Origin of the sequence: Mycolicibacterium sichuanense, assembly GCF_033741125.1 — a bacterium.
Classification (GTDB): domain Bacteria; phylum Actinomycetota; class Actinomycetes; order Mycobacteriales; family Mycobacteriaceae; genus Mycobacterium.
The window spans coordinates 427,684-446,773 of the sequence record NZ_JAWQPU010000002.1; the positions used below are offsets into that span (position 1 = coordinate 427,684).

Here is a 19,090-nt window from a genome sequence, read left to right on the forward strand (position 1 = left end):
GTATGCAATGCCCCGATACCGGGATAACCGTGCCACTACGAAACACCCCTGGGGGTATGTTCCGGCTCAAGGTTTGCATACTGGGTGGGGTATGGCAAGTGCGCGCGGGCTGGATCGTGTGGCCGACTCCCGCTCACCGCGGCTGTTCGTCGCAATCAACGGTTAGGTGGCCAGCCCAGGGACGATGTCGCCCAAGGCGAACGTCAGGGGTTGTTCGAGTTGGGCGTAGGTGCACGAGCGTGGATCGCGGTCGGGTCGCCATCGGTTGAACTGCGCGGTGTGGCGGAACCGGTCGCCTTCCATGTGGTCATAGCGCACCTCGACCACTCGCTCGGGCCGCAGCGGGACGAACGAGAGATCCTTGCCGGCGTTCCAGCGCGACGTTTCGTTCTTGCGCGGTGTGCGGTCACCGGCGTCGTGGGCGGCCCAGTTCCACGGGTGGTCATCGAAAGTGGTTACTAGCGACTGCATTTCGAGGAACAACTGTCGCCGCTTGGCCATCGGGAAAGCGCCGATCACGCCGACCGAGGCGAGGGTGCCGTCGTCGGTGTAGAGGCCCAGCAGCAGGGAGCCGATCGCGTCGTCGCTGGACTTGTGCACTCGATAACCGGCGATGACGCAGTCGGCGGTCCGCTGATGCTTGACCTTGAACATGACCCGCTTGTCGGGCTGATAGGAGATCGTCAATGGCTTGGCGATCACGCCGTCCAGACCCGCTCCCTCGAAGTCCTCGAACCATCGTTGAGCGGTCGCGAGATTGGTAGTGGCCGGGGTGAGGTGAACCGAGGGCCCTGCGTGGGCCAAGGCCTGTTCGAGTGCAGCGCGACGTTCGACGAACGGCCGCCGGGTGTAGTCCTCGTCGCCCAGGGCGAGGAGATCGAACGCGACATAGGACGCAGGCGTCTGCTGGGCGAGCGTTCGCACCCGCGAATCGGCGGGGTGGATGCGTTGTTGGAGTGCCTCGAAGTCCAAGCCGTGATCGGTGGCGATGATGATCTCGCCGTCGATGACGCAGCGCTCGGGTAGCTCGGCGGTGATCGCGACGACCAGTTCGGGGAAGTACCGGGTCAGGGGGCGTTCGTTGCGGCTGCCCAGCTCGACCTCTTCGCCGTCGCGAAAGCAGATCGAACGGAACCCGTCCCACTTCGGTTCATATGACGCATCGGGCGGGATCGTCGGGACCGACTTGGCCAACATCGGTGAGACCGGCGGCATGACGGGGAGCTTCATAGTCTCATTGTGGTCTCTGGTCGGCGAACGGGTTGGTGCCGTGTGAAAGTCGCTGCCGCGCCTCGGATTGTCGGATGCGAAGGTGCTTGATGCTTTCTTCCAGCGCGGCGACCTCGCCGAGCCACGCTCGTTCCCTCGCCTCGACGAGGCGCTGCTCGGCGTTGTCGGTCATTTCGTCGATGCGGCCCAGCTGGGCGGGGTCGACGCGCAAGAACCGGCATCGGGTGCAGGCGTGTTCGTGCACGCACGGTGTGCCGTAGGGGCGATGACACTCGCCGAGGGCCACCCGGCGCAGCAGGAAGTGTTGCTCGAACTCCGACCATTCGTCGTCATCGGCGACCCGGTCCTCGCCGATCGGGCGCAGCTGCCGTCGCCGTTCGATGAACGCCTGGTGGGCAGCAATGAGGTGCTCGGGAAACACCGCGGTGTAGCCACGGGTGGTGTCGAGGTTCAGGTGACCCAGCAGGGCAGCGGCGATGTGCAGCGGCAGACCGCCGTTGACGGCGTCGGTGGCGAACAGGCGGCGGAAGTCGTGCGGGGTGAACCTGATCGGCTGGCCGGCATCGCTGAGCCCGGCGACTACAGCCAGATGGTTGAGAATGCCGCGAAGGTAGTGCCCAGACACAACTTCCTGACGGGTGCCGACCTTGCGGGCGAACAGGTGCGGGAACGGTTGGCCGTGCACCTTCTCGTTGACGTCGTAGCGGACCGAGAGCGGTACGTGTTCCTGGCCGCCCTTGGCCCGCCGCAGCACGGCCAGCAGCACGTGCACCAATTCTGGTGTCATCGGCACCAGACGCTCGCAGTCGGTCTTACTGGGCACGATGTGCAGCAGCGGTACCAACGTGCCCGTCGTCGAGGCCGTGTAGTGGCGCAGCGACAACTGGGTCAACTCCATCAGCTCTTCGATCCGAATCCCGGTGTGGCGCAGTGTCTCGACCACCGCCCAACACCAGAACCCGTCGTCCTCGACCGCGGTGACGTCGACGCGTTGTGCTTCCCCGCGGATCCAGGATGGCCGCGGCTGTCCCGGCGCGAGCCGGGCCCACACCTTGGCCCGCTCGTCGATGGCCAGCCGCTCCGGTGGCGCATCGCGCACGAAGACGTAACCGTCGACCTCGAACTGGGCGTCGTGAGCGGTGACGCGAGCCTTCTCGAGAAACAGCGAGCTGCGCTCTTTGTGGTCGTTCACCGCGGCCAGGAACGTGGGCAGTAACGGGGTCAGCACCCGGGTGCGACTCTGCATCTGGCTCCGTTGGCGCCGCTTGTTCTTGGCCGCCGCGCGGCTCAGTGACCGCGGAACCGGGCACGGCGCCACCCACACACCCCAACGCACCGGATCGTCGTGGGACCATTCGGCCAGGTCGCGATAGAGGCCGCGGACCGCGAACAAGATCGAGTGGACCTCCCGACGTTCGCGCCCGTCCGTCGTCAGCGCCAGCCGCTCACGCCACGCCGTGATCACCTCTGGCGCCAGCCGCAGGTCGGTCTGCTGCGGGTTGATCTGCAGGAGCTCCCACCAGAACAACCGCACCAGCCGGTAGGCCAGGCCCTCCAATGAGCCGTAGTCCATGCCGGGCCGGATCTCTTCGAAGTAGTCCACCAGCAGATCCCGCACGCCCGAGGCGGGGATGCCGTAGCGGTCGACCAGGGTGACGACCGAGTGCTGTCGTGTGTTTCCCTTCGCTGACCACGCCGCCCGCAACGTCGGGGCTTCAGTGGCCAGCGGTCCGCCCAGCGCCACCAGCAGTTCCCACAACAGATGTTCTCGTCGTTGCCGTCCCGAGGTTTTCACCACGTCGGCGTAGTACAACAGATCGTCCCCGGTGATCTGCTCGATGGTCTTGCCGGTGCGAATCATCACCCGGGACAGGCCCGCTTCGACGTTGCGCCGATGCCGAGGCAGCGACGCCTGATAGTCGGCGAGCCGCCGCAACTCGGTGATGGCATTGCCACCGTTGACGTCGAGGAATCGAGCGGTGTTGACCTTGGTCCCGGAGTCGAGCATCCAGCTGTAGGACGGCCGCAACACCCGCAGTTGCAGCAGTGCGTTCATTCCCAACAGCGTGGGCGACATGCGGTCGTAATTCGGCAGGTCATCCTGGTACATCCAGGTCCTCGGCGCGGCATCCGAGCCACTGGCCAGCCACCGTTGCTCCCAGGTGCCACCAGGAAAGCCCATCAGTCGGGTGAGCAGCGCTCGCGTCCCGCGCACGATGGTCTGTCGGTATGGAGTTTTCGAGGAGCGGCAGAGCCGGGCGACTTCGTTACAGAGCTCCTCGACGGTCAACCCCTGCATCGCTGGTCCAGTGGCGTCGTTAGGCGAATCGGGAGGCGGCTGACTTGCGTCGTAGCCCTTCATGAGTCGCAATTTGCCGGTCCGGCCGAACCGGTCGTCCGGCGGGATCGCGGCCAGGTGTGGAGATTCGGGTCGTGACAACAGCGCGATCTGCGGGGCGGCCGCCGCGCGGGTGGCGGCCGCCTGTCGACGTGCCTGAGTCCGGGGGTCCTCGTCGTCGATGATCACGTCAGCGGAAGCCCCAAGAGCTCCCGCACCGCAGCAGCGTCGTAGCTCGGCTCGATCGTCGGCCCAAGGGCCGGTGGCCGGGCGTAGTGCTCGAGCACCTTGCCGACCAGGTCCTCCAACCGTGGCTGGGTATAGATCTGGGTGGTAGCGACGCTGGCGTGCCGCAGCACCGTCTGCACGTCGACCAACGTGAACGCCGGATCGGCGAGCAGCCGCGCCGCCGCGGTATGGCGGAAGTCGTGCAGCGACCAGTTCGTCCCCAAGCTGTCATTCGCCCGGCGCAGTACTGCGCGCATCGCGTGATAGTTCAGCGGTGCTGGCGCGGATCGTCGCGTCCACCACACCGGACCACCCGGACTCAACGGCGGCTGCTGCTCGGCGAGGTAGAGCGCCAACCACACGAACGAATCGACCGACGCCGGCACCACCTCCCGCGCCCGGCTGCCCTTACTGGTCACCGTGATCGTGTATCGGCCGGCATCGAGGTCGCCGTGACACAGCCCCAACAACTCCGACGCCCGGACGCCCGACGACAAAAAGAAACTGACCAGAGCGCGGTCGCGGTGGCTGCGCAACGCCGCGAACAACGTCGTCGCGGCCTCGTCCGGAATCCCTCGCCAGACCGGGCGGGGCGTCTTCTGCCGGTAGTTCGCACGCTTGTGAATGACGAAGTCCTGCATCGGATTATGGTGCGCATGCGGACGGCCACCACCACGCGTGCGTTGCACTGGCACCGGGTTGACCAGCGGCCCCAGGTTGGCCGCGCAGGCATGATCGTAGAACCCGAACAACACCGAGAGCTGATGATTGATCGTCCGCGCCGCGTAGTTCACCGGCAGCTCGGACTTCCCGGTCAGCGCATTGACCGAGCCGGGCGGAGGTCTGTCCGGGCCCCGGCGCAAGCGCTGAGGGTTCGGCGTCTCGCGCAGATACTCGACGAACGCGCGGACGTCGACGCGCTCGGCTCGCTCCCAATTGATCAGACGCTTATGCAGGAACCGGAACCACCGCAACAGGTCGAACGCGTAACTTCGAACTGTGAGTGGACTGCAATCCGACGCTGCCAGTTCCCGTAGGTATGACGTCGCCCCGAGATGCTCGGTATCGGGGAAGATCACCCGCCACGGCAGCCCGCTCGGCACTGACTCCACCCGACCCAACTCGGTCACAGCGCGATCCTCCGTCCGCACGCCTACTCGGTTCGAGAGGCTCGCCGAAGTTCAGTCAACTAGCCGCGCCCTGGCCTTCCGCGACGGTGACGACGTCGTGCTGCAGTCGCGCAGCGGCAAGGAACTGGGAAGATACTTTCCCGAGCTACTGGACGCGCTGCGCGACGAGCTGGCGCCGCGCTGCGTGCTCGACGGGGAGGTCGTCGTGCCGCGGGAGATCGACGGCCGCGTTCGACTGGACTGGGAGTCGCTGAGTCAGCGCATCCACCCTGCGCAGAGCCGGGTGTCGATGCTGGCCGAACAGACCCCGGCCCACTTCATCGGATTCGATGCGCTCGCCACGGGGCACGTGTCCCTGGTGAAGGAGACGTTTCGGACCAGGCGTCAGGCGCTGCTCGAGCTCGTCGACCAGAAGACGTGGTGCCACGTCACCCGCACTACCGAGGATCCCGGGGTTGGCACGCAGTGGCTGACGACCTTCGAGGGCGCCGGCCTGGACGGGGTGATCGCCAAGCGTCTCGACGGACTCTACCTGCCCGGCAAGCGCGACATGGTCAAGGTCAAACACGCCCGCGACGCCGACTGCGTGGTCATCGGATACCGCATCCACAAGAGCGGGCAGGGCGTCGGGTCCGTCCTGCTCGGGCTGTATACCGACGATGGCGAACTCCAGATGGTCGGTGGCGCAGCGTCGTTCAGCGTGAAGGCCAGATCGCAGATGCTCGCCGATCTCGAGCCGCTGCGTGCAGGCGAGGTCCGCGACGGTGACCCAAGCCGGTGGAATTCGGCCGCCGACAAGCAGTGGATCCCGGTGCGGCCGGAGCGGGTCGCCGAGGTGGCGTACGACCAGATGGAGGGAAACGGTGTCCACGGTCGACGTTTCCGGCACGCCGTGAAGTTCGTTCGCTGGCGCCCGGACCGCGAACCGGCGAGCTGTACCTTCGCCCAGCTCGACGTCCCGCTGAACTACGATCTGTTCGACGTATTGGAGTCCTGAGATGCCCACTCCCGCAGAAGAAGTCGACGTCGACGGAGTGGCGGTCCGGTTGACCAATCCGGACAAGGTGTACTTCCCGGCGCTTGGCTCGAAGGGAACCAAGCGGGTGCTGTTCGACTACTACCTCTCCGTCGCCGACCCGATGGTGGCGGTGCTGCGTGACCGCCCGACGCACCTGCAGCGCTTCCCGGATGGCATCGACGGTGAGGAGATCTACCAGAAGCGGGTTCCCGCAAAGCATCCCGACTACCTGCAGACGTGCACGGTGACGTTCCCGTCGGGCCGAACCGCGGATGCGCTGAAGGTGACCCATCCGTCGGCGATCGCATGGGCCGCGCAGATGGGCACCATCACCCTGCACCCGTGGCAGGTGCGTTGCCCCGACACCGAACACCCCGACGAGCTGCGCGTCGACCTGGACCCGCAACCGGGCACCGACTTCTCCGATGCTCGCAGCATCGCCGTGGAGGTGCTCAAGCCGGTGCTCGACGACCTCGGCATCGTCGGCTATCCGAAGACCTCGGGTGGCCGAGGCGTGCACGTCTTCATCCGTATCAGGCCGGACTGGGACTTCGTCGCCGTCCGCCGCGCGGGCATCGCGCTGGCGCGTGAGGTGGAGCGTCGCGCCCCGGACCGGGTGACCACGTCGTGGTGGAAGGAGGAGCGTGGTCAGCGGCTGTTCATCGACTACAACCAGAACGCTCGAGACCGGACCTTCGCCTCGGCGTACTCGGCGCGACGCACGCCGATCGCCACGGTGTCCACTCCGCTCACTTGGCAGGAGCTGACCACGGCCGACCCCGACGACTACACGATTGCTACCGTGCCGAAACTCGTTGCCACGCGCGCGGATCCGTGGGCCGAGATCGACTCGGTGGCCCATTCCCTCGAGCCGCTGCTGGACCTGGTCGCCGCCGACGAGGAACGCGGGCTCGGGGACCTGCCGTATCCGCCGAGCTATCCGAAGATGCCGGGCGAACCGCCGCGGGTGCAACCCAGCAAGAAGGTCGCGGCGCACTGGGACGACGAGGGCAATCCGGTCGCCAAGTGACCGGGGCTCGTCAGTTGCCCGTGATCCACTGGGCGACGCCGCTGTGCTTGGCGCAGGTGCCCTGCCAGTTGGTGTGCTGGGTGAACGAGTAGGAGCCGTCCTGACAGAGGGCCACGCGCACCGGTGGGGGCGGCGGAGCGGGAGCTGGTGCCGGGTCGGGTCCGCAGGGTGCGGCGTCGGCGGGGGCATCGACCGGGCAGTCGACTGGGTCGGCCGAGGCGGTCGGTGAGCTCAGCCCCATCGCGACCGTCGTCAGCGCGCACGCCAGGATGAACCGAAGCACGAGGACCCCTTTCCCGAATCAGCCGTCGTACCCACCGTAATACGGCCGCGACGGCGCCGGGAAAGCGTCAGCGGTGCAGCGGTACGACCTCGCTGGAGGCGCCGGCGGCGAGCCACGACTCGGGAATGCCATGATCGCGGCGCCAAGACACCGCGGTGGTGTAAACCGCCACGGAGCTGAGCTCGACGACTCCGACGATCATCAGTGGCCACACGATGCCCGCACAGAGGCTCAGGCACGACGAACTGAGGCGGGTGGTGGGACTGTCGGCCAGCTGCCGGCTGGCCACGTAGGTCGCGATCGTGGTGAGCACCCAGCCAGCCGAGTACACCAGCGCGAAGGTGAGAACCACGGCGTCTTCCCCCTCGACATCGAACGTTGCTGCTGGCAAATGTAATGCCCATCACAGCGGATTGCCAACTTTGCGAATATTCGCTCGGCGCGTCGTCTTCGCAGCTGAGCGGCCTGGCTACGCATCGCGGATTAGCCGGCAGCGGCAGGCGAGGCAAGGATTCCCCGGCGCCGGATTGGCAGCGCGGACGGGTGTTCCCGAGTATCGAGGGTGGTGCGACGAGTGCCAGGTGACGCCGAGCGATGGCGACGACGGTTCTCGTCGACGCCCCGCCCGCTCACGCAACCGGCATCACTGCCGCTATCTTGGCAAGCGCGTCAGGACGCCAGGGTGGCCTTGCCGGTCTGCTGCTGGCCGGCCCGGTCGATCCACACCAGGTCGACGACGTCGCCCGGGTAGTGCCGATCCAGCACGTCGGTCAACGCCGTTGCCGAGCTGAGCTGCTCGCCGTTGATGCTGAGCAGGACGTCGCCGTCGTGCAGACCCGCCTGTTGCGCCGGACCGCCGCGGAGCACCTCGAAGAGGATGACCCCGGGCAGGGTCTGGCTCTGCTCACGGGAGTTGACCCCGACCCCGAGAAGGGTGGGCGGGCCGATGTGCACCGAGTCCGACGGCGTGCGCGAGCGGATCTGACCCGCCACCCCGAGCGCATCGTTGATCGGGATCGCGAAGCCCGAACCGCCGGGGCCCATGCGGTAGTTGAGCGTCGCCGCCGTCGTCATGCCGACCACCTGTCCGGAGCCGTTGACGAGCGGGCCACCGGAGTCACCGGCCCGTACCGGTGCGGCGAACTCGATGAGGCCCCGCATCTGGTTGGAGCTGCCGGTGAGCTCGTCCTTGGCGCTGATGGTTCTGCCGAACGCCACCACCGCGCCCGCTTCCTGGGTCAGCGGGCTGGCCGAACCGCTGGCATTGCCGAGTGCCACGACGGGATCACCCTGGGCGAGCTGGGAGGAATCACCCAGCACGGCCACCGGTAGGCCAGCGGCGCCGCGCAGCTGCAACACGGCGACGTCGGCAGTGCGGTCGTAGCCCACCAGGTCGGCGGGGAAGGAGCGGCCCGTCACGGTGGCGGTGATGGTGTCTGCGCCCTGCACGACGTGGAAGTTCGTCATCACGACGCCGTTGGGGTCCAGGACGATGCCCGTGCCCGCGCCGATGGCGTGCTGGTAGTTGATCGTGGTGTCGATGCGCGCCACCGCGGGCTCGACCTGTGCGGCCACCCCGGCGAGATCGACCGGGGCGGCGGAGACCACCGCGGGTGCGACGAGCGTGGAGGTCGCCGCGACGGTCGCCACGACGGCAATGCCGAGTCGCCACCCGATGTGGAAACCGCGCATGGGCCACCTTCCGCCGTGTGTAGCTGGAGTTCTACCCACAATTCTGACGATGACATCGTGGGCTGTCGACGCGCCGGCCGACGACGTCAGTCGTCGAGGGCCACTCCGCGGCGTGACCGCCCGAACAGCCGCGACGTCGACTTGCCTTCTGGACGCCGGTTGCGCAACTTGCTACCGGAGTCATCGGTCGGGGATTCCTCGGCGTTACTAGCGGCGTCAGTGGCTTCGTCGCCGGGATGTGCGCTGGCCTCCTCGGTGGCGCTGGTCCCGGCAACTTCAGTGGCTTCGGCGAGTTCGGTGACTTCAGTGGCCTCGGAGGACTCCGCGGTGGCCTCGGCGGTGTCCGACTCCTCGGCCGTGACCGGCGCCGGAACCGCGACATTCGCGCCCGCGGGCTCGGCGTCGGCCGGCTCGGTCTCCTCGGCCTGGGTCTCGTCGTCCTGGGTCTCGTCGGCCTGGGTGTTGGCTGGCTCGGAGTCGGCCTCGTCGGCGTTCGAACCACGGCCCCGCCGCCGCGTCCGACCCTTGGGGCGCAGCGGCTTCGGCGGGGGAGGGGGCAGCTCGGCGGCGTAGGCCAGGTAGAAGCTCAGCGCACCAAGGATCGCGATGGCGGCGGCGGCACCGTAGATGGCGAACAGGGTTCGTCCCCCGGCGTCCAGGCTGACCCAGATCTCGCTGATCGCCGCTCCGACGATCAGGGCGCCGGCCAGCACGTGCAGGACGATCGACCAGAACCGCAGCGAAAGGGCCAACTTGGGCGTGCCGAATTCGGGCTTGCGCGTCCGCAGCAGCGTGAACACGACGGGCAGGGCCGCCAGGCCGAAGAGCGCGCCGCAGGCGATGCGCATCGCCAAGCCGAGCCCGACGGGCCATGCGCCGGTCAGCTCGTACCAGCGCGGCAATACGAAGAAGAAGTAGAGGGCGCCGGCGAGGACGAAGAATGATGCGTGCCACAGGACCGCGATCCAGCGCCGCATGCTCCTCCTCGAGTCAGTGAAGCTTGGGGCCGGCATACGGCCAGGCCAGCAGGCCTGGCCGCACCCGGACCAGCGCGGAGGATAGGGGATTTGAACCCCTGAGGGCTATTAACCCAACCCGCGTTCCAGGCGAGCGCCATAGGCCACTAGGCGAATCCTCCGCGGGCCATGGTAGCCGACCCGCCGACCGATTCCTCACGAGCTGGTGCCCACTCCCGCTGCGGCGGCTCCACACCTGGCGTCCGCGGCGGGGTACTACACTGCAGTCGGACCCCGCGCGGCGTCCATCCTGTGAACTCCCCCAGGGCCGGAAGGCAGCAAGGGTCAATGGGCTCTGGCGGGTGCGCGGGGTCCCCTTTTCTGTGATCTCCGGGTCATCGGCAACGTTGAGAGGCACGTCGTGTCGTTTCTGTCCCTTGGCCGCGACGAACTGCAGTCCCAGCACGAGCTGCAGCGCCGCAACTACGCCGATCTGCAGAGCAAGAAGCTCAACCTGGACCTGACCCGCGGCAAGCCGTCGGCGGCGCAATTGGATCTGTCCAACGCGCTGCTGGCCCTGCCGGGCACCGAGTACCGCGACGGCGACGGCACCGACACCCGCAACTACGGCGGCCTGCACGGTCTGCCGGAGCTGCGGGCCATCTTCTCCGAGCTGCTGGGCATCCCCGTGCCGAACCTGATCGCGGGCAACAACGCCAGCCTCGAGATCATGCACGACATCGTGGTGTTCTCGCTGCTGCACGGCGGCGTCGACTCCACCCGGCCCTGGTTTCAGGAGCCCGTGGTCAAGTTCCTCTGCCCGTCGCCCGGCTACGACCGGCACTTCGCGATCACCGAGGCCTTCGGCATCGAGATGATTCCGGTGCCCATGCTCGAGGACGGCCCCGACGTCGACCTCGTCGAGGAGCTCGTCGCGGCCGACCCCGCGATCAAGGGCATGTGGTGCGTGCCGGTGTTCTCCAACCCGACCGGTGCCACCTATTCCTGGGAATGCGTCCGCAGGCTGGTGCAAATGCAGACGGCAGCAAGCGATTTCAGGCTCTTCTGGGACAACGCCTACGTCGTGCACACGCTGACCCACGACTTCGTCAAGAACGTCGACGTGCTGGGCCTGGCCGCAAAGGCGGGCCACCCGAACCGTCCGTACGTCTTCGCGTCGACCTCGAAGATCACCTTCGCGGGCGCCGGCGTCAGCTTCTTCGGCGGTTCGCTCGGCAACATCGCGTGGTATCTGCAGCATGCCGGGAAGAAGTCGATCGGACCCGACAAGGTCAACCAGCTGAGGCACCTGCGCTTCTTCGGCGACGCCGACGGGGTGCGGCTGCAGATGCAGAAGCACCAGCGGCTGCTGGCGCCCAAGTTCGCCCTGGTCGGGGAGATCCTCGAGGACCGCCTCGGCGAGTCCAAGATCGCGTCGTGGACCGACCCCAAGGGCGGCTACTTCGTCAGCCTGGACGTGTGGCCCGGCACCGCGCGCCGCACCATCTCCCTTGCCAAGGATGCGGGCATCGCCGTGACCGAGGCCGGCGCGGCGTTCCCGTACCGAAAAGACCCTGAGGACAAGAACATTCGGATCGCACCGTCGTTCCCGTCGACGCCCGACCTGACCGAGGCGATCGACGGTCTCGCGACGTGTGCGCTGCTGGCCGCGGCCGAGTCGCTGCTCGCCGGTGACTAGGGCGCCGCGCGTCACCGGGCCTGGGTAGCCTGACCACCGTGGCTCTCTACCGGAAGTACCGACCCGCGTCGTTCGCCGAAGTGGTCGGCCAGGAGCACGTCACCGAGCCGCTGTCGACCGCCCTGGAGTCCGGCCGGATCAACCACGCCTACCTGTTCTCGGGCCCGCGCGGCTGCGGCAAGACCTCCTCGGCGCGGATCCTGGCCCGCTCGCTGAACTGCGAGCAAGGTCCGACGCCGACGCCGTGCGGGGTATGCGACTCCTGCGTCGCCCTGGCGCCCAACGGCCCCGGCAACGTCGACGTCGTCGAACTCGACGCCGCCAGCCACGGTGGTGTGGACGACACCAGGGAACTGCGCGACCGAGCGTTCTACGCCCCCGCGCAGTCGCGATACCGCATCTTCATCGTCGACGAGGCGCACATGGTCACCACGGCCGGCTTCAACGCGCTGCTCAAGATCGTCGAGGAACCGCCGGAGCATCTGATCTTCGTGTTCGCCACCACCGAGCCCGAGAAGGTGCTGGCCACCATCCGCTCGCGGACCCACCACTACCCGTTCCGGCTGCTGGCACCGAAGACCATGCGCGGGCTGCTCGAACGCGTCTGCGCACAGGAGGACGTCGTCGTCGACGACGCGGTGTACCCGCTGGTGATCCGCGCGGGCGGTGGTTCACCGCGCGACACGCTCTCGGTGCTGGACCAGCTGCTGGCAGGCTCGGACGGCAACCGCGTCGCCTACAACCGCGCGCTGGCGCTGCTCGGCGCCACCGACCTGGCGCTGATCGACGCCTCGGTCGACGCGCTCGCCGCGGGGGATGCCGCAGCCCTGTTCGGGGCGGTGGAGTCACTGGTCGACGCGGGCCACGATCCGCGCCGCTTCGCCACCGACCTACTCGAACGCTTCCGCGACCTGATCGTGCTGCAAGCCGTGCCCGACGCCGCCACCCGCGGCGTCGTCGATGCCCCCGACGACGTCCTGGAACGCATGCGCGACCAGGCGGCCCGGCTGGGGACGGCAACGCTGACGCGCTATGCCGAGGTGGTGCACGCGGGTCTCGGCGAGATGCGGGGCGCCACGGCGCCGCGGTTGCTGCTGGAGGTGGTGTGTGCGCGTCTGCTGCTGCCGTCGGCGAGTGACACCGAAGCCGCTCTGCTGCAACGCATCGAGCGCATCGAGACGCGGATGAACGTGTCCATCCCTGCGGGTGAGGCCTCGCACGCCGCGGCGGTGCAGGCCGCGCCGATCAAGCAGTTCACCCGCAAGAGCACCACCGACGCGCCCGCACCCGCAGCGCCGGCCGCAGAGGAACGGCAGGCCCCGCCCGCCCCAGTCCCCGCCCCGGCCGCGCCGACCCCGACGCCGGACCCGTCCACACCCGCGGACCCGGCCCCACCCCGACCCGCGCCCACGACGGCCTCGATGCCGGTCCGGCCGCCGGAACCCGCGCCCGCTCCGGCACCGGTCACACCTCCCGCGCCGGCGCCCGCCTCGGCGGCGGCAACGGGACAGCCGGATGCCGCTGCGGTGCGAGCGATGTGGTCGACCGTCCGGGACAAGGTTCGCGAACGACGGCGTCCCACCGACGTCATGCTCGACGGCGCGATCGTGCTCGCGGTCGAAGGGGACACCCTGGTCCTGAGCCACGTATCGGCGCCGCTGGCGAAGCGGCTCAACGAGCCGCGCAACGTCGAGATCATCAGGGACTCGCTCAAGGACGCCCTCGGCGTGAACTGGAACATCCGGTGCGAGGCGGGGTCACCGACCGAGCCACCGGCGCCCGCCGTTCGCCCGCAGCAGCCCGTCGCCCCGCCGCCGCCAGAGGAGGACGACGAGGAGAGCATGCTCGCCCAGGCCGTCCACGAGGAGACCGGTCCGCGACGCGACCCCGAGGAGGTCGCGCTGGAGCTACTGCAGACCGAGCTCGGCGCCCGGCGGATCGACGGCTAGGGCGTCCACCACGGCCGCAGCGGCAGGTCGCCGTCACCGCCGTGGTTGTCCAGCTTTACCGCCAGAACCTGGTGCAGCTGAACGACATTCGTCTCGAAGCCCAGCCGGGATCCGGCCATGTACAGACCCCACACCTTGGCGGTGGGCAGGCCGACCTCGGCGACCGCCTCGTCCCAGTGCTCGACGAGGTTGGCGCACCAGTCGCGCAGCGTCATCGCATAGTGGTGGCGCAGGTTCTCCTCGTGCACGACCTCGAGGCCGACGTCCTGCACCTCGGTGATGATGCGGCCCGAGCCGGTGAGCTCCCCGTCGGGGAACACGTAGCGGTCGATGAAGCCGCCCGCGGTGGCTCCGGCCCGGTTGTCCGGGCGGGTGATGCAGTGGTTCAGAAGCAGTGCGCCCGTGCGCATCTTGGACTTCAGGAAGCGAAAGTAGGACGGGTAGTTGTGCACGCCGATGTGTTCGGTCAACCCGATCGAGGACACGGCGTCGAACCCGGACTCGCGCACGTCGCGGTAGTCCCCGTGCCGCACCTCGGCCAGATCCGACAGACCCTCGTCGGCGATGGCCTTCTGCGCCCACGCCGCCTGCTCCTTGGACAGCGTGACGCCGACCGCCTTGACGCCGTGGCGAGCGGCGTAGCGCACCATGCTGCCCCAGCCGCAGCCCACGTCCAGCAACCGGTCACCGGGTTGCAGGCGCAGCTTCTCGAACACCAGGCGGTACTTGTTGTCCTGCGCCTGTTCCAGGCTGGCGTCCGCTTCGGGGTAGCACGCGCAGGTGTAGGTCATCGACGGTCCGAGCACCCACTCGTAGAACGTGTTCGACACGTCGTAGTGGTGATGAATGGCCTCGGCGTCGCGGGTCTTGCTGTGCCGCAGCCCTTCCGCGATGCGGCGCCAGCGGGGCAGCGCCTCCTGCGGCGGCGGCGCGATGGGCTTGAGGTGTTCGATGCCGATCGACCGGACGATGTTGGCCAGCACCCGAGCCGGGGGCCGCTTGAAGTCGAGCTTCTCCGACAATGCGCGCAGCAACTCGTAGGGGTCGCCGGGGTGCACGCCGTGCGGTTCGAGGTCACCCGAGACGTAGGCGCGCGCCAAGCCGAGGTCGCCCGGCGCGGTGGCCAGGTACGTCGTCCCGCGCGGGGTCAGCAGATCGAGCCCGAGCTGGGCATCCGCGGGGCCGGCCGAACTGCCGTCGTAGGCAGTGAACTTCAGCGGCAGGTCGTCACCCGCGGTGAAGATCTCCAGGATCTCGGCCAGCGTCAGCTTGCCCGCTGCCTGCGCGGAATCGTCCTTGTACGTGGTCATTTCCGTCCTCCGCTCGTTGCGCAAGCGTTCATCGCCTCTGTACCGCCTTCGCGTATAGATCCAACAGCCGAGAATCGGGGTCGTACGTCTTCTTGACGGTGTCGTAGACCTCGCCACCGTAGAGCTCGTCGAACTCCTCGGGAGAGTAGTAGGCGTCCGAGTAGAGCGACTTGTGGCCGTCCAGTTCGCTGACCTTCTTCTCGATCAGGCGGTTGGTCTGGCCCTCAATCGCACCGGCGGGCACCGACGACCAGAAGCCGACGTTGACGTAGGTGTGGTGGCCCCCGATCGGGTACAGCGGCCAGCCCGCGTCGTCGCGCAGCCGCAGCGGACACAGCCAGATGGGTTCGATCGGGACGTTGTCGAGGAACCAGTCGACGAACTCGGCGGTCCGCTCGATCGGCACCTCGATGTCCTGCACCACGCGCTCCAGCGGAGGCCGGCCCTGGCGCTTCTCCAGGCGGTCGGCGATGTCGAAGCGGCGGTCGTAGGCGATGAGCTTCCAGTAGAAGCTGCTGCGCCGTAACCGTCGTGGCCACAGCCGGCGGATGGTCGGGTTCTGCGCACCGAACGCCCGCGAGCACCAGAACCAGTCGGTGTCCCAGCGCCACAGGTAGTCGTGGATGGTCAGCCGGTCGTGCTTCTCGCCCGCCGCGTGCTGGATGGACCGGTAGTAGATCTGGCTGCCCGTGTAGTCACTGACGGGCCCCGGCGTCGACGTCTGGACGCCCAGGGTGAGGTAGGACTCGTCGGCGCTGAACACCACGCCGTCGAGGTAGTCGACGGGCACACCGTCGTAACCGCGGGTCTCGATGATCTGATCCATGGCCGTGACGAGATCGGCCACCGACGTGAACCGAAGGTGCCGCAGTGCCACGAAGGGTTTGACGGTCTCCAACTCGATCTTCAAGCGGACCGAATAGCCGAGCGTCCCATAGGAATTCGGGAAGGCCCGGAACAGGTCGGCGTGCTGCTCGGGTGACGCCGTGATGACCTCGCCCGCTCCGGTGAGGATGTCCATCTCGAGCACCGACTCGTGCGGCAACCCGTTGCGGAACGACGCCGACTCGATGCCGAGGCCGGTCACCGCGCCACCGAGGGTGATCGTCTTCAGCTGCGGCACCACCAGGGGCGACAACCCGTACGGCAGCGTCGCCGCCACCAGGTCCTCGTAGGTGCACATGCCCGCGACGTCGGCGGTGCGCGCGTCGGGGTCGACCGAGATCACCCCCGTCAGCCCCGAGACGTCCAGGCCCTTGGCCGTGGCCTTCTCGCGAGCGCGAAAGAGGTTGGAAGTGGGTTTGGCCAGTCGGACGGTGGCGCTCGCCGGGATGGCGCGATAGCTCGCCAGCAGTCTCTGCACGGCAGCTGCGTGCGCCGACTGCGCTTCGATCGATGCAACAGTCACACATATACGCTAGTCCCCGGTTGCACCCGATGCGACCGCACCGACCCGGGATTGCTCCCGTTCATCCTCTCAACTAGGAGTCTTCACCGATGGGACAGGTCAGCGCCTCGAGCACCGTCTTGATCAACGCCGAGCCGGATGCCGTCTTCGCGGCCGTCGCGGATTACCAGACGGTTCGCCCGCGGATCCTCTCCTCGCATTACCGCGACTACCAGGTACTGGAGGGCGGGCAGGGCGCCGGCACCGTCGCCTCGTGGAAGCTCCAGGCGACCGAGTCGCGGGTGCGTGACGTCAAGGCCAACGTCGACGTCGCGGGTCACACCGTCATCGAGAAGGACGCGAACTCGTCGATGGTGACCAACTACACCGTCGCCCCCGCGGGTACGGGCGCGTCGGTCACCGTGAAGACGTCCTGGCAGGGCGCTGGCGGCGTCAAGGGCTTCTTCGAGAAGACCTTCGCTCCGCTGGGCCTGCGCAAGATCCAGGCCGAGGTGCTGGAGAACCTGAAGAAGCAGGTCGAGGGCAGCTAGGGGTGCTATGCGGCGGAGCGCGGCGGCAGCGTCGCCAGATACGCCGCGATGCCGCGCACGACGGCGTCGGCGTACTTTTGCCGCCCGTCCGGGCTCTCGATCAGGGCCGCGTCGGCGGGGTTCTTCATGTTGCCCAGTTCGACCAGCACCGAGGGGTACTGCGCCAGGTTCAGCCCAGCCAGATCCGACCGCGGGTAGAGCCCGCCCTGGCCGATGTAATTGGCCGGGGTCAGGCCCGCGGCCTGCAACTGGTTGCGCATCGTCTGCGCGAGCTGCACCGCCGGGCCGGATTGCGCGGCGTTCAGCGGTGGCGACGAGTAGTTGACGTGGAAGCCGCGTCCAGTGGCGGGACCGCCGTCGGCGTGGATGGACACGATCGCGTTCGGCTTGAGCGCGTTGGCCATCGCGGCACGTTCGTCGACGCAGGGGGCAACCCCGGTGTCGTCGCCGCGGGACATCGCGGTACGCACGCCCAGCTGCGTCAGCTCCGCGCGGATGCGCAGCACCGTCTCCCAGTTGAACGTGTGCTCGGCATACCCGCTGTCGGTGGACGTGCCGCTGGTCTGGCAGTCCTTCGTTCCGCCTCGGCCCGTCGGGACCTGCTTGCTCAGGAACGACGGGTCGTTGGCGCCCTGATGCCCGGGATCGAGGAAGACGATCATCCCGGCGATGTTGGCGGGGGCGGCCACGGCGGACGGGGCGGGCAGCGCCGCGACGAGGAGACCGACGGCGAGCGCGGCGCCGACACGAAGGCTGACAGGTACGTGCACGGCGCCAACGTAGCTCGCGGGACGACTACCCTCGAGAGCGAAATCGCCACGAGTAGGCGACAGCAATCAAGTCGAGACCAACCTGCTACCAACATGCAAGGGGACACGTCATGCAACCGGGCCAACCGCCAGACATGTCGGCGCTGCTTGCGCAGGCACAGCAGGTACAGCAGCAGCTCATGGAGGCGCAGGAGGCGATGGCCGTCGCCGAGGTGCACGGCCAGGCCGGCGGCGGGCTGGTCCAGGTCACCATGAAGGGCAGCGGTGAGGTGACCGCCGTCGCGATCGACCCCAAGGTCGTCGACCCCGATGACGTGGAGACCTTGCAAGACCTCGTCGTCGGCGCCGTCAAGGACGCCGCGCGTCAGGTCACACTGATGGCGCAGAGCAAGCTGGGTCCGCTGGCCGGCGGGCTCGGCGGCCTCGAACTGCCGGGTCTCTGACTTGTTCGAGGGTCCCGTCCAGGATCTGATCGACGAGCTGGGCAAGCTGCCCGGCATCGGGCCGAAGAGCGCGCAGCGCATCGCCTTTCATCTGCTGTCGGTCGAGCCGCCAGACATCGACCGGCTGACGGCCGTGCTCGGCAAGGTCCGCGACGGCGTGAGGTTCTGCGCGGTGTGCGGCAATGTCTCCGATGACGAGCGCTGCCGCATCTGCTCGGATTCCCGGCGTGACGCCTCGCTGGTATGCGTCGTAGAGGAGCCCAAGGACGTCCAGGCCGTCGAGCGCACGCGGGAGTTCCGCGGCCGGTACCACGTGCTCGGCGGGGCGCTTGATCCGTTGTCCGGCGTGGGACCCGAGCAGCTGCGGATCCGGGAGTTGCTCAACCGGATCGGGGAGCGCGTCGACGGGGTGGACGTCGCGGAGGTCATCATCGCGACCGACCCGAACACCGAGGGCGAGGCCACCGCCACCTATCTGGTGCGCATGCTGCGCGACATCCCAGGTCTGACGGTCACGCGCATCGCATCGGGGCTGCCGATGGGCGGTGACCTCGAGTTCGCCGACGAACTCACCCTCGGCAGGGCGTTGACCGGTCGCCGGGCGATGGCTTAGTAGGGTGTCGCTCATGGGCGACGAGGAGTTCAAGGTCGAGGTCGAGCTCGGCGACGAGGCGCACCACCTGTCCTTCTGGGAGCGGTTGCGCTCGCTCGACGTGGACGACGAAGCCCGCCAGCGGCTGGGCGACCGGGTGACGGTCACCCGCGACGGCAACTGGATTCAGCTCTACACCCGCACCCTGCAGGACGCCCGCGAGGCCGAGCGCGCGGTCCGCGAACTCGTCCAGGCCGAGGACATCACCGCCGAGTACACCATCAGCCGGTGGGATGCCCAGGCGCAGGCGTGGGTGGATCCGGCCGACGGTGACGTGGTCGCCGACGATGCACCCGAGGCTCCCGTCCCCGATCCGAGCTACGTCATCCTCGAGGCATACAAACCGGAGTTCCTGCGCGACCTGGGCCTCTAGCCCGGGCGCGCCTCGCGACGCATCAGCCTTGGCGGCGACACGCCGGCCGAG

18 protein-coding genes, 1 tRNA gene and 1 other RNA gene are annotated in these 19,090 nt (G+C 68.1%); 9 read left to right on the plus strand and 11 right to left on the minus strand.

Going from position 1 to position 19,090, the window contains the following annotated elements; genetic code table 11:
* Positions 1-162: 162 nt before the first annotated feature.
* The 3 genes from SBI80_RS08940 to SBI80_RS08950 form a co-directional block, all read right to left on the minus strand.
* The gene (locus SBI80_RS08940) at positions 163-1,230 is read right to left on the minus strand and encodes an ATP-dependent DNA ligase (RefSeq protein WP_318974104.1); all 1,068 of its coding nucleotides are present in this window, start codon (positions 1,228-1,230) and stop codon (positions 163-165) included.
* Between the two features lie 4 nt (positions 1,231-1,234).
* The gene (locus SBI80_RS08945; protein ID WP_318974105.1) at positions 1,235-3,445 is read right to left on the minus strand and encodes a tyrosine-type recombinase/integrase; all 2,211 of its coding nucleotides are present in this window, start codon (positions 3,443-3,445) and stop codon (positions 1,235-1,237) included.
* A 308-nt stretch (positions 3,446-3,753) separates the two neighbouring features.
* Entirely contained in the window at positions 3,754-4,917 is a 1,164-nt protein-coding gene (locus tag SBI80_RS08950; protein WP_318974387.1) for a tyrosine-type recombinase/integrase, read from the minus strand.
* On the opposite strand from SBI80_RS08950, the gene SBI80_RS08955 reads away from it, so the two are divergent.
* Entirely contained in the window at positions 4,805-5,923 is a 1,119-nt protein-coding gene (locus SBI80_RS08955) for an ATP-dependent DNA ligase (RefSeq protein ID WP_318974388.1), read from the plus strand. The two genes, SBI80_RS08950 and SBI80_RS08955, sit on opposite strands and share 113 nt — an antisense overlap.
* A 1-nt stretch (position 5,924) precedes the next feature.
* Positions 5,925-6,974: a non-homologous end-joining DNA ligase gene (gene ligD / locus SBI80_RS08960; protein WP_318974106.1), complete on the plus strand. Its 1,050-nt coding sequence runs from the start codon at positions 5,925-5,927 to the stop codon at positions 6,972-6,974.
* A 10-nt stretch (positions 6,975-6,984) separates the two neighbouring features.
* Here ligD and SBI80_RS08965 read toward each other — a convergent pair whose 3' ends face one another.
* The 5 genes from SBI80_RS08965 to SBI80_RS08985 form a co-directional block, all read right to left on the minus strand.
* A complete protein-coding gene (locus SBI80_RS08965; RefSeq protein ID WP_318974107.1) occupies positions 6,985-7,257 on the minus strand; it encodes a DUF3761 domain-containing protein in 273 nt (90 codons plus the stop codon).
* A gap of 67 nt (positions 7,258-7,324) precedes the next feature.
* Positions 7,325-7,609 carry a hypothetical protein gene (locus tag SBI80_RS08970; RefSeq protein WP_318974108.1) on the minus strand — a complete coding sequence of 95 codons (285 nt, stop codon included), beginning with the start codon at positions 7,607-7,609 and terminating at the stop codon, positions 7,325-7,327.
* A gap of 317 nt (positions 7,610-7,926) precedes the next feature.
* Positions 7,927-8,949, minus strand: a complete 1,023-nt coding sequence (locus SBI80_RS08975; RefSeq protein ID WP_318974109.1) for a S1C family serine protease — start codon at positions 8,947-8,949, stop codon at positions 7,927-7,929.
* Positions 8,950-9,035: 86 nt separating this feature from the next.
* Positions 9,036-9,926, minus strand: a complete 891-nt coding sequence (lucA, locus tag SBI80_RS08980; protein ID WP_318974110.1) for a lipid uptake coordinator LucA — start codon at positions 9,924-9,926, stop codon at positions 9,036-9,038.
* Positions 9,927-10,001: 75 nt separating this feature from the next.
* Positions 10,002-10,087: transfer RNA gene (locus SBI80_RS08985), tRNA-Ser, on the minus strand.
* Between the two features lie 104 nt (positions 10,088-10,191).
* Here SBI80_RS08985 and ffs point away from each other — a divergent pair.
* The 3 genes from ffs to SBI80_RS09000 all read left to right on the plus strand — a co-directional run bounded on the left by ffs (position 10,192) and on the right by SBI80_RS09000 (position 13,553).
* Positions 10,192-10,286: signal recognition particle sRNA small type (gene ffs, locus SBI80_RS08990), an RNA gene on the plus strand.
* 40 nt (positions 10,287-10,326) lie between these two features.
* The gene (locus SBI80_RS08995; protein ID WP_318974111.1) at positions 10,327-11,604 is read left to right on the plus strand and encodes an aspartate aminotransferase type Ic; all 1,278 of its coding nucleotides are present in this window, start codon (positions 10,327-10,329) and stop codon (positions 11,602-11,604) included.
* Positions 11,605-11,642: 38 nt separating this feature from the next.
* Positions 11,643-13,553 (plus strand): DNA polymerase III subunits gamma/tau, encoded by a 1,911-nt coding sequence (locus SBI80_RS09000; RefSeq protein ID WP_318974112.1) that lies wholly within the window; start codon positions 11,643-11,645, stop codon positions 13,551-13,553.
* On the opposite strand, the gene SBI80_RS09005 is transcribed toward SBI80_RS09000, so the two are convergent.
* Both SBI80_RS09005 and SBI80_RS09010 read right to left on the minus strand, forming a co-directional pair.
* A complete protein-coding gene (locus SBI80_RS09005; protein WP_318974113.1) occupies positions 13,550-14,863 on the minus strand; it encodes a class I SAM-dependent methyltransferase in 1,314 nt (437 codons plus the stop codon). The genes SBI80_RS09000 and SBI80_RS09005 overlap by 4 nt on opposite strands.
* A 28-nt stretch (positions 14,864-14,891) precedes the next feature.
* Entirely contained in the window at positions 14,892-16,271 is a 1,380-nt protein-coding gene (locus SBI80_RS09010) for an FAD-binding oxidoreductase (RefSeq protein WP_318974114.1), read from the minus strand.
* Between the two features lie 89 nt (positions 16,272-16,360).
* Between SBI80_RS09010 and SBI80_RS09015 the strand changes: the two genes are divergently transcribed.
* Positions 16,361-16,801 (plus strand): SRPBCC family protein, encoded by a 441-nt coding sequence (locus tag SBI80_RS09015; protein WP_318974115.1) that lies wholly within the window; start codon positions 16,361-16,363, stop codon positions 16,799-16,801.
* A 5-nt stretch (positions 16,802-16,806) separates the two neighbouring features.
* On the opposite strand, the gene SBI80_RS09020 is transcribed toward SBI80_RS09015, so the two are convergent.
* A complete protein-coding gene (locus SBI80_RS09020; RefSeq protein ID WP_318974116.1) occupies positions 16,807-17,571 on the minus strand; it encodes an Rv3717 family N-acetylmuramoyl-L-alanine amidase in 765 nt (254 codons plus the stop codon).
* A gap of 110 nt (positions 17,572-17,681) precedes the next feature.
* Here SBI80_RS09020 and SBI80_RS09025 point away from each other — a divergent pair, with 110 nt between their 5' ends.
* Genes SBI80_RS09025 through SBI80_RS09035 form a run of 3 tightly spaced genes read left to right on the plus strand, consistent with a single transcriptional unit; the run spans position 17,682 to position 19,039 of the window.
* A complete protein-coding gene (locus tag SBI80_RS09025) occupies positions 17,682-18,014 on the plus strand; it encodes a YbaB/EbfC family nucleoid-associated protein (protein WP_318974117.1) in 333 nt (110 codons plus the stop codon).
* Position 18,015: 1 nt separating this feature from the next.
* Positions 18,016-18,627: a recombination mediator RecR gene (gene recR / locus SBI80_RS09030; RefSeq protein ID WP_318974118.1), complete on the plus strand. Its 612-nt coding sequence runs from the start codon at positions 18,016-18,018 to the stop codon at positions 18,625-18,627.
* Positions 18,628-18,640: 13 nt separating this feature from the next.
* The gene (locus tag SBI80_RS09035) at positions 18,641-19,039 is read left to right on the plus strand and encodes a hypothetical protein (RefSeq protein ID WP_318974119.1); all 399 of its coding nucleotides are present in this window, start codon (positions 18,641-18,643) and stop codon (positions 19,037-19,039) included.
* Positions 19,040-19,090 lie beyond the last annotated feature (51 nt).

Bases quoted from the DNA above. Each gene is read 5' to 3' on its own strand.
- SBI80_RS08940 (WP_318974104.1), bottom strand. From the start codon at position 1,230: ATGAAGCTCCCCGTCATGCCGCCGGTCTCACCGATGTTGGCCAAGTCG.
- ligD (WP_318974106.1), top strand. From the start codon at position 5,925: ATGCCCACTCCCGCAGAAGAAGTCGACGTCGACGGAGTGGCGGTCCGG.
- SBI80_RS08975 (WP_318974109.1), bottom strand. From the start codon at position 8,949: ATGCGCGGTTTCCACATCGGGTGGCGACTCGGCATTGCCGTCGTGGCG.
- lucA (WP_318974110.1), bottom strand. From the start codon at position 9,926: ATGCGGCGCTGGATCGCGGTCCTGTGGCACGCATCATTCTTCGTCCTC.
- SBI80_RS09005 (WP_318974113.1), bottom strand. From the start codon at position 14,863: ATGACCACGTACAAGGACGATTCCGCGCAGGCAGCGGGCAAGCTGACG.
- SBI80_RS09015 (WP_318974115.1), top strand. From the start codon at position 16,361: ATGGGACAGGTCAGCGCCTCGAGCACCGTCTTGATCAACGCCGAGCCG.
- SBI80_RS09025 (WP_318974117.1), top strand. From the start codon at position 17,682: ATGCAACCGGGCCAACCGCCAGACATGTCGGCGCTGCTTGCGCAGGCA.
- SBI80_RS09035 (WP_318974119.1), top strand. From the start codon at position 18,641: ATGGGCGACGAGGAGTTCAAGGTCGAGGTCGAGCTCGGCGACGAGGCG.